Genomic DNA, 1,028 nt, shown 5'->3' on the forward strand with positions numbered 1-1,028 from the left:
AAGTATTTGGATTGTCACTGCTTGCTCCAAAGTTAACATATTGAGCAGTCCAAAATGACCGCTATATTAACCAAGGGGGTCAGTTTTTAAATGCCATTAGGGGGTCATTTTTACACTGCCGCTAACACCGAAATGGTCATCTGGTTAGGAATAGCCAGATTAGATTTGAAACTATCTGTTTTAAGTTGAAACCCTGTTCAAGGTGATACAGTCAGGAGCAGCATAGGATATGCGACAGTCTCCGTTAATAGCTGAGTGTGTATGCTTGATCGAAGCAAGTGAACAACTTGCGAAAAGTATGCTCATTTCCAATCACGATGGCTGCTGAGAGTACCATGAGGTACTAGGACTTCGAGCCTAACGGTGGAGAAGTTGGCACCATTTGGCGCAAGCTGAATGGGTCGCTGGATAGCTTAAACGTGTAACGGCATTAATCGATAGATGCTGATTGGAGTGTAAGAGTTTTACCCTTTATAAAGTTGTGTATACATCATATCCCGATAAAATTAAGGAACTACGGTTGGGGGAAACAGGAAGTATGTATGCAAGCGAGAGGATAAACGGTCTGCACATTAAGACACTTTGAAATAACTTGGGAAGCACTGGATGGAGGACTTGAATTGGTTAAAGGTCTGTTAATTTATACAGTGTGGGAGCGATGGCAAGTAGCGCATATAAAGCAGGTTATACCTGTGGAAGTTGTGATAGGGATCTTCATTTGAGGATTTCTATTAAGTGAGATAGCTAGCTTAAAGCGAATCCTAAAACAATCTGATTCATCAGATTGCTCACTGCGAAAGCTTGAGTCGGCACATATGAAAATATGTTCGGCAATATGTTAGAGGAAGGTTAAGGGAATGCTTGGTCGCATTCTTATGTTTGGGCTTGGTCGCGCAAACTAGAGTAAGCGTCCGCTGAATCCCATACCTATTTTTTAATTCGATTTAGGTTTCCAGCAGTGCGGCAGCAATTCTTCAATTTGGGTCACTTTGTGTGTCGGTAACCTTTTCAGCACATCACTTAAATAG

General features: G+C 41.8%; 1 protein-coding gene. It reads right to left on the reverse strand.

Annotated elements, in window-relative coordinates; translation table 11 throughout:
- Positions 1 to 934: 934 nt before the first annotated feature.
- A partial coding sequence (locus C3420_RS17335; RefSeq protein WP_046889966.1) for a transposase domain-containing protein occupies positions 935 to 1,028 on the reverse strand: 94 nt, incomplete at its 5' end.

The sequence above is a fragment of the Acinetobacter sp. ACNIH3 genome (assembly GCF_002918965.1).
GTDB classification, from domain to species: domain Bacteria; phylum Pseudomonadota; class Gammaproteobacteria; order Pseudomonadales; family Moraxellaceae; genus Acinetobacter; species Acinetobacter schindleri.